Source organism: Mitsuaria sp. TWR114, assembly GCF_007997345.1.
On sequence record NZ_VOSR01000861.1, the window covers coordinates 1 to 1,278 of the forward strand.

Below are 1,278 nucleotides of genomic sequence, written 5' to 3' on the forward strand. Positions count from 1 at the left end.
AGCTGCAGGTCCAGCAGGAGCTGCGCGCCACCGCGGAGCTGATCCTGCGCGACCTGCGCCGTGCCGCCTTCTGGGACCGCCCGCAGGAGGCGCTGTGGCAGGCCGATGCCCCCCGCGCCGGTCCGCAACCCCTACGCCGACCTCGACGTGGGAGAAGCCGGCACGCGCGTGACCTACAGCTTCTCCCGGGACGGCAGTTCGGCCGGCGGGACCGGCGTCCGGGAGGTCGCCGGGTTCCGCTGGAGCGAGGGCCGCATCGACCAGTTGGTCGCGGGCCGCTACCAGCCGCTGACCGATCCGGCGCTGCTGCGCGTGCGCGCCTTCGACCTGCGGGTCGACTCGCAGGCGAAGTCGCTGGGGGACGCCTGCGCACGCGCCTGCTCGCCGGGATCGCCGCCGGCCGGGCCACCTCCAACCGACCGTGGCAGCGATGGGGGGTGGCAGCGGTGCGAGTGGCGGTGTCGGCAGCGACGCGCCCGCTTGTGGCCCCGCGATCCTGACCCGCCTCGTCGAACTCGTGCTCGACGCCGAGGCCGTTCACGATCACCGGGTCCGTCAACAGCTGACGGTGCGTGGCCTCGTGCGCAACGACGCGCTCGCGGGAGACTGCCCATGACCCGGCGCCTGCAACGCGGACTCGGCACGCTGGCGATGTGCGTCGTGCTGCTTGGCGTACTGGCGCTGGGTGCCGCCTGGGCCACGCGCCAGTTGACGACGGCCGAGCGCGTGGCCGCCAATGACCACCGCGCCGCCACCGCCTTCGAGGCGGCCGAGGCCGGCATGGCCTGGGCGATCGCGATGCTCAACGGCGGCCATGTGGACGACAGCTGCCGGCCGGCATCGCATCCAGCCGGCCCGAGCGCCGACATTGCCGCCACCGGCGACTCCAGTGCCTCCGCGACCGACTTCCGCAGCCGCTTCCTGCAGCTCGGCGCGGACGGGCATTACCGCGCGAAGCCCATCGCCCCAGCCACCGGGGGCGCGATGTCCCCGGCCTGCACGAACACCGGGCCGCTCCGCTGGACCTGCCAGTGCGCGACCCAGGGCGATCCATCCAGCGCATCGCCCACCGCGGACTCACGGCCCGCGGATCCGCAACCACGCTTCACCGTTCGTTTCACCGACGCGGGCCCGGCAGGCCAACTGAAGCTGATCGTGCGCGGATGCAGCGACCGCCGGGCCGACTGCGACGACCTGTCCGAAGGCCCCTCCGGCCTTGCCGAGGCCGCCCGGCATCTGGCCCTGCTCAGCGCCCTGCGGCTGCCGCCGCCGCAGGCG

The 1,278-nt window shown here is 74.3% G+C and carries 1 protein-coding gene; it reads left to right on the forward strand.

The window, feature by feature from the left end:
- Window positions 1-612: 612 nt before the first annotated feature.
- A partial coding sequence (locus FUT87_RS29415) for a PilX N-terminal domain-containing pilus assembly protein (protein WP_255512027.1) occupies window positions 613-1,278 on the forward strand: 666 nt, incomplete at its 3' end.